A 7,317-nucleotide genomic window follows, 5' to 3' on the forward strand; every position below is an offset into this window, starting at 1 on the left:
AAAATTACACAAATGATTTGGGATTGCTATAGTAAATTTTCTTGTGGAACAAGCTGGACGGCCTGTTCTTGAGAATGGTGCAAGATGTGAGTTTCCATGTAACCTGCTACTATTTCGCGGATTTGTGCGCCTTGTTTTCCGGTTCGACAGATTGCAAAGCTTCGTCGAGAATTGCACGGGCTGACTCGGCTTTACTCCTAGCATCTCGATAGCGAACGTTAGCTTGAGCGAAGTTTTTGAGAACCTTGAAACCGTCTTTGAGGCTGGCGATTTCCTCGGCAGTCACAGCTTCATCTGTAAACAAAATGTCGATCGCAGCCCGGATTTTGAGTGCTTCTTCGCGGGATTCCATGACTTTCAATTTGAGACTTGCCAAATTGCTCAAAATCTGGACGGCTTCAGTAATCGCATCCTCGCCGTCAGACGCAGCATCTTCGATATCCTTAACTTCAACAAACTGCTTGGGCCCAAATCCCTCCACGAGTTCCGTAGGCAGCTTGCCCTCATCCATGAGATCCATCAGCCGATCCATCGCTTCTTCCCGGGCTTTGGCTGAATCTTTCCCCTTGACAGTTAAAATAATTTCGGGGCTTTGAGGAAGTGTATAGCGAACCATATTTTGACAGCCTGTGCGCGAAAACAATTGAATGATATTTTATCTTTATTCGATCGCCAGTTGCAGCTATCAATCCGCTCGACTACCAACCGCTTTCCAAAACTTGACACATATACACTCAAAAGGAACCCTCGACAATGAAAGATAAATTTCTTAACTTTCTCAACTTGATTTTAGTAGCTGATGTGTTTTTCGTCTTTGCCATTTTTGGGTGGTTTGTGATCGCAGTAGCGGGTCGATCGACCGGGGTGAATCTCGGTTTTGATTTGTGGTACAGTCTCTGGCAGCCCGTATTTAATCCCGCCCTGGGAATTCTTATGGGTGGTGCTATTCTCAGCGGTATAATTAACCAAGTTTCTAAACGCCTCAATCCCAAGTAAAATTGATGTTTTGTGGGAGACGGTGATTGGCGATGCTACTTAGTTGGCGATCGAACTTGTGGGATGCGTCAGAGATGAGGCACTCCATTAGGTCGATGAAGCTTGAAAATACATAAGTAGTCAAAAACGAGTGAAACGCTCCCCAAAGGAGCGATATCTTATCAAAGCAATCACAAAAGTTATGATAGCTTTACATTCTGTTACAGAGTAAAGTTTATTTTCGCCTACCTATTGTAGAAAATCAGGATTAGACGATCGGCATCTAAAAATATCAACTCATGTTTTGAAGAACAAAAGTCGGGCATTAATTATGGGAGAACAAAAATGTATCGGTATCCTCACCAGCGGGGGTGACTGTGCCGGCTTAAACGCAGTTATTCGAGCCGTTGTCTACCGCGCAACGGGAACTTACAATTGGAAAGTGATGGGGATTCGTCAAGCCACCAACGGATTGATGAGTCGTCCCCCTGCAGCAATTCCTTTGGATATTGAGAAAGTAGACTCGTGGCTCACCATTGGCGGTACGATGTTAGGCACGACAAATAAGGGCGACCCTTTTGCTTTCCCGATGCCTGATGGCACTCTACGCGATCGTTCTGACGACATTATCGAAGGCTATCATCAATTAGGTTTGGATGCTTTAATTGGGATTGGTGGCGACGGTAGTCTTGCCATTCTCAGGAAGATTGCTCAACAAGGTAATTTGAATTTAGTTGCGATTCCTAAAACTATTGATAATGATGTTGGAATTACCGAGCGTTCTATCGGTTTTGATACTGCGGTAAATATTGCCACTGAAGCACTCGATCGCTTGCATTTTACTGCCGCAAGTCACAGTCGCGTCATGATTGTCGAAGTCATGGGACGCGACGCGGGACATATTGCGATCAGTGCCGGAATTTCTGGAGGAGCTGATATAATTTTGATTCCAGAAATCCCTTACACAATTTCCAAAATCTGTGCCCAAATCCAAGAACGCCAAGACCGGGGAAAAAACTACTGTTTAATTATAGTAGCGGAGGCAGTTCGCACTGAAGAAGGCGAGTTAGTAATGCAAACAAATCGCTTAGGTCAAAGTCGATTAGGCGGAATTGGTCAGTATTTAGCTGATACAATTTCTGACTGCAGCGGTGCAGAAACTCGCGTCACTGTTTTGGGGCATATTCAACGCGGAGGAACTCCTTCATCGCTAGAAAGGTTAATTGCTTCTGCTTTTGGCGTCGCAGCAGTTGATTTAATTGCCGAAGAGAAATACGACTGCATGGTATCTTGGCAAAAGCGGGAAGTTGTGAGGGTTCCTCTGGAAGATGCGATCGCCAAATACAGACCTGTAGACTTCGATGGTACTCTGGTTAAAACGGCCCGCGGTTTAGGGATTTGTCTAGGGGACTAAACAATTACCCCTCCGATTTCTCAAAGATTTAGTCGGGGACGCACTCAGAACCAAGAAACCGGCTTTTTTAACCGAGACTGAGGGTTTTAAGCTAGTGTATGGTCGTAAAAAAACCAAGGTGATGACCAAGAATTTCAAAGGTGGTATCCGCCACGTGATTTATCCGTGGAATCAATCCAAAATCGAAAATCGAAAATCCTCAAGCCCCCGCATTTATCCGTGGGGTCAATCTAAAATCTAAAATCTAAAATCTAAAATCGATTGACCAAGAATTTCAAAGGTGGTATCCGCCACGTGATTTATCCGTGGAATCCAAAATCGAAAATCGAAAATCCTCAAGCCCCCGCATTTATCCGTGGGATAAATCTAAAATCTAAAATCTAAAATCTAAAATCGATTGACCGTCTGTGCTTCCAGGAGTAAGATTAACCTGGAAGCAGTGACGTTTCAACTATTTAGTATAACTTGCAATCAGTTCCGAGCGAGTATCGACCCAGAGTGCGATCGCACTCGGAACTACAAAATACCGCAACAAGTGGAAAGGGGATAAATTGACACCATTTACTACACAAATTAGAGTGCGACATTATGAAATGGATGCTCTCGGTCACGTAAATAATGCTGTCTACCAGCATTATTTAGAACACGCTGCGATCGAACATTTAGAACATTTGGGATTTACTCTCGATCGCTACCGGGAATTGGGCGGCGTCTTTGTAATGCGACGGATAGAAATTGACTATTTGCGATCTGCAGCCGCGGGCGATCGATTGGAGATATCCACTTGGATCGAACAAATGCGCGGCCCGCGCGCTGTCCGCCGCTACGAAATTCGCTTAGCTGGAAATGAGGAAATCTTGTTAAAAGCAGAGGCGCTTTGGGTTTGGGTTGAAGTTACCACCATGCGCCCGCGAGCAATTCCCAAACAAATAATTGATATTTTTCAATCGCAGTTTCAAGCATTACCAACCTAGAGAAAAAATCCACTATTATATTTGCAAAATCATGTAAAAATCTATTGGTTTGTAGTGAGGACTTCAGTCCTTCATTCCCCGTTTGTAGAAGTGCAAAAGGTTGATTGTCGCCGGGGCCGCAAATCCCGATCGCAAAAAGTCGGATCGCCCGCCTGCCAGTTTGGATGCCGCAGAGGTACGATGGAAGAGAGGGAGGGAGGCCAAGCCCGGTAAGGTTAAGCTTGGCGACAATACCCACAGGAAGGGAAAAATGACACTTAACTTGCGGCGACCGATTTTAATTGGCGGAATAGGACTTTCAGCGGCGCTGTGGCTGCTGGAAACTCTACAGCATTCGGGTTCAGAAATGGGCGAAACGGCACTCATCGGCTTGGCTGCTGCCGGTGCGGGTTATTGGTGGTGGAAACAACAATCCCCCAAACTCGAACTCGCACTCCCGCAACCCCTGGCGAACCGGGAAGCAGCCGAAAAAGCGATCGCGGCTTCGGAAGCAGCAATTAAATTGCTAGCCTCAGAAGCTCAAAACTCCGCCGATCCTGCTAATCTAACAGCAAAGCTCGATCGGCTCAGAGCCGAATTAGACAGACAAGATTTACGGATTACCGTAACTGGCGGCAAAGCTGTCGGCAAAACTGCCTTAATTCAAGTTTTAAATTCTAATTGGGCATCTCAACACCCGCAAAAGCTTAGTTTACAAGAAACTGCCGCGCTGTTTGCTAATACAAATGCCGATGCCAAAATCGGCGGTGATTTAGTGCTGTTTGTGACAGCGGGCGACATCACAGATTCAGAATTTAAAACATTATCTCAGCTAGCGTCCGCCGGTCAGCGCGTGCTGCTAGTCTGGAACAAACAAGACCAATATTTGCCAGAACAGCAGTCGCAGGTTTTGAACTCTTTGCAGCAGAAAATGCAAGGAATATTGGGGACAGAAGAGATAATTGCGATCGCCGCTTCTCCCAATTCTATTAAAGTGCGCCAGCACCAAGCGGACGGCACATTTAAAGAACGGATCGAAAATCAAGTCTCTCAACTCGACGGGCTGACGGAAAGATTGACTAAAATCTTAACGGAAGAACGGCAACAGTTGGTCTGGGCGAGTGCAGTGCGCGAGGCTGCAAGTATCAAGTTAGAGGCAAAAACCTTCTTAAATGCGGTCAGGCGCGATCGGGCAATTCCCATTATCGAACAATATCAGTACATCGCCGCCGCCGCCGTCTTTACTAACCCGGTTCCAGCTTTAGACTTGCTAGCAACAACCGCTATCAGCACCCAACTCGTAATCGATCTCGGCGCCATCTACCAGCAAAAGTTTTCCTTAGACCAAGCTAAGACAGTAGCCGGAACTTTGGCAACTCAAATGTTTAAATTGGGATTAGTAGAACTGTCTACTCAAACTATTACTGGACTGCTGAAAAGCAATGCCGTCACCTATGTAGCAGGAGGCGCGGTGCAGGGAATTAGTGCAGCATATTTTACCAGAATTGCTGGACTGAGTTTAATTGAATATTTCCAAAGTCGAGAAGGGGAAAATGCTGCAATAGGCATTTTAAATATCGACCACTTGACTAAAACTTTGCAAGCAGTATTTACGCAAAATCAGCAAGTTTCTTTCTTGCAATCTTTCGTCAACCAAGTGGCGAGTCGCCTTTCATCTCAGGTATCTGGGCCCGAAACCGTTAAGTCCGTGGCCAATTAAGTAAAATAAAGGAACAGGCAAGATGCCTGTTCCACAAGACAGTTTTTTGGTTGTGGAAGAACAGGCAAGATGCCTGTTCCACAAGACAGTTTTTTGGTTGTGGAAGAACAGGCAAGATGCCTGTTCCACAAAAAATTTTTGTTATTGTGGAACGGGCATCTTGCCCGTTATTGTGGAAGAACAGGCAAGATGCCTGTTCCACAAAAAATTTTTTGTTATTGTGGAAGAACAGGCAAGATGCCTGTTCCACAAAAAATTTTGTTATTGTGGAAGAACAGGCAAGATGCCTGTTCCACAAAAAATTTTGTTATTGTGGAAGAACAGGCAAGATGCCTGTTCCACAAAAAATTTTTTGTTATTGTGGAACGGGCATCTTGCCCGTTCAATATTTTTTGGAAATTTTACCAAAAAATTATAAATTTATGAAAAATTGTATTAAAATAAGAAATAGGATTTATAATTCGACGATCAATTCTACCTGCTTAAAAAAGCCGATCGCCAATGGCTGACAATTCCCTTCAAGAAAATCGCTTATCCCTTGCCCGCGCCAGTTTGCGCGAAGCCCTGGCGCGCTACTCCCACCTGCGCCAAGGGAAAAAGAACTCGAATAATACAGAATTAGAAGCGGCGCTGCAATATCAGTTAGATATTTTAACTTCCACCTCAGAAAAACTAGACTACAACATCATCCGCATTGCTACTTTCGGCTTAGTCAGCCGTGGCAAGTCAGCCGTATTAAACGCGCTTTTAGGTCACAAAATTCTGCAAACAGGCCCCCTCAACGGCGTGACTCAGTGGCCGCGTTCCGTGCGCTGGAGTGTGCCTTTATCCTTCCTTGACAGCGAGGAATCCCCCCAACCCCCCCTGGCCAAGGGGGGGAAAGGAGGGGTGCAAGTAGAATTAATCGATACTCCCGGACTTGATGAAGTTGGCGGCGAAGTGCGCGGCGAAATGGCGAAACAAGTAACTCGCCAAGCTGACTTAATTCTGTTTGTCGTTGCAGGTGATATCACCCGAACTGAATATCAAGCACTGTGCGAATTGCAAACAGCTCAAAAACCGGTAATTTTAGTTTTTAATAAAATTGACCTGTATCCAGAATTAGACAGAAAAGCTATTTTCCAAAGTTTGCAAGCGCTGGCAAATTCTGAAGAGTTAGCAGCCGCTGCGGTAAAAGAGGAAAAAGATAGCGAAAATTTGTCCGATCGCCCAAACAACCCATCTGATAAATCTACTGCAAAATCACCGCCTAAAACTTCCAAATCATTAGAAATAGTCATGGTAGCCGCCGAACCAGCACCGGTGCAAGTGCGGGTGGAATGGGCCGACGGAAGAGTAACTAACGAATGGGAGTCGCCCCCCGCGCAGATAGACGAACTCAAACATAAAATTCTGACAATTCTTAACAGAGAAGGTCGATCGCTCCTCGCTCTAAATGCTTTAGTTGAAGCTAGAGATGCCGAAGCAAACATTGCCCGTCACGTTCTCAAATTGCGACAAACAGAAGCCGAAGATTTAATCTGGCAATTTGCAAAATATAAAGCTTTGGCTGTCGGTTTAAATCCAGTGGCATTCTTGGATGTAATGGGAGCAAGTGTCGCAGATTTAGCCTTAATTCGCTCTTTATCGAGACTTTACGGCTTACCCATGACTGGTTACGAAGCCGGCAAACTTTGGCAGACTATTTTCTCCAGCGCTGGCGGCGTACTTTTGGGAGAATTAGGTAGCAGTTTTCTGTTGGGATTTGGCAAAAGTGCAGCAGCAGCGGCCCCGCACATCGGCTTTTCTACTTTTGCCGGAGTTGCTGTCACTCAAGCTAGTTTAGCAGCTTACGGAACCTACGCTGTCGGTCGTGCCGCCCAAGTTTACTTAGAAAAAGGCTGCACCTGGGGCCCCCTGGGACAAGATACGGTAATTCAACAAATTCTCGCTACCATCGAGCGTAATACAATTATCGATCGCCTGCAGCAAGAGTTTAAAATTGGCACTTAAAAATTGCCCTAGTAGTTGAGTAGGGTGCGTCAGGAGAGGGTTATTTGTGATAATTGAAGAGTTAGGATCTGACGCACCCTACTGCTTTTATTCTTCTACAACTGTCAAAAAAGAATGCAACTGTAGGTAAACTCCAAACCACCATGCTCATCAGTGATACCCCCTTCTTTAATCTAAAATCTAAAATCTAAGGAATGAGAATTAAATAACTTCCACAAGTTTGTGGGATGGGCGTCCCGCCCGTCCAAAAAGGACGGGCGGGA

General features: G+C 45.3%; 8 protein-coding genes. 7 read left to right on the forward strand and 1 reads right to left on the reverse strand.

Annotated features, from left to right (window positions below):
- Positions 1-109: 109 nt before the first annotated feature.
- Positions 110-616: a hypothetical protein gene (locus QUB20_RS21600; RefSeq protein WP_333052318.1), complete on the reverse strand. Its 507-nt coding sequence runs from the start codon at positions 614-616 to the stop codon at positions 110-112.
- A gap of 137 nt (positions 617-753) precedes the next feature.
- On the opposite strand from QUB20_RS21600, the gene QUB20_RS21605 reads away from it, so the two are divergent.
- The 7 genes from QUB20_RS21605 to QUB20_RS21635 all read left to right on the forward strand — a co-directional run bounded on the left by QUB20_RS21605 (position 754) and on the right by QUB20_RS21635 (position 7,054).
- The gene (locus QUB20_RS21605; protein WP_333052315.1) at positions 754-996 is read left to right on the forward strand and encodes a hypothetical protein; all 243 of its coding nucleotides are present in this window, start codon (positions 754-756) and stop codon (positions 994-996) included.
- Between the two features lie 310 nt (positions 997-1,306).
- Entirely contained in the window at positions 1,307-2,389 is a 1,083-nt protein-coding gene (locus tag QUB20_RS21610) for an ATP-dependent 6-phosphofructokinase (RefSeq protein ID WP_333212449.1), read from the forward strand.
- Between the two features lie 397 nt (positions 2,390-2,786).
- The gene (locus tag QUB20_RS21615) at positions 2,787-2,939 is read left to right on the forward strand and encodes a hypothetical protein (protein WP_333291640.1); all 153 of its coding nucleotides are present in this window, start codon (positions 2,787-2,789) and stop codon (positions 2,937-2,939) included.
- A gap of 1 nt (position 2,940) precedes the next feature.
- Complete coding sequence (locus tag QUB20_RS21620; RefSeq protein WP_333251388.1) at positions 2,941-3,363, forward strand: thioesterase family protein; 423 nt, start codon at positions 2,941-2,943, stop codon at positions 3,361-3,363.
- A gap of 250 nt (positions 3,364-3,613) precedes the next feature.
- A complete protein-coding gene (locus QUB20_RS21625) occupies positions 3,614-5,062 on the forward strand; it encodes a slr1306 family protein (protein WP_333251390.1) in 1,449 nt (482 codons plus the stop codon).
- A 22-nt stretch (positions 5,063-5,084) separates the two neighbouring features.
- Positions 5,085-5,480: a hypothetical protein gene (locus tag QUB20_RS21630; protein WP_333291642.1), complete on the forward strand. Its 396-nt coding sequence runs from the start codon at positions 5,085-5,087 to the stop codon at positions 5,478-5,480.
- A gap of 83 nt (positions 5,481-5,563) precedes the next feature.
- Positions 5,564-7,054 carry a DUF697 domain-containing protein gene (locus QUB20_RS21635; protein WP_333251395.1) on the forward strand — a complete coding sequence of 497 codons (1,491 nt, stop codon included), beginning with the start codon at positions 5,564-5,566 and terminating at the stop codon, positions 7,052-7,054.
- The last annotated feature ends 263 nt before the right edge of the window (positions 7,055-7,317 follow it).

The organism is Microcoleus sp. B4-C2 (assembly GCF_036705265.1).
Lineage (GTDB): Bacteria > Cyanobacteriota > Cyanobacteriia > Cyanobacteriales > Microcoleaceae > Microcoleus.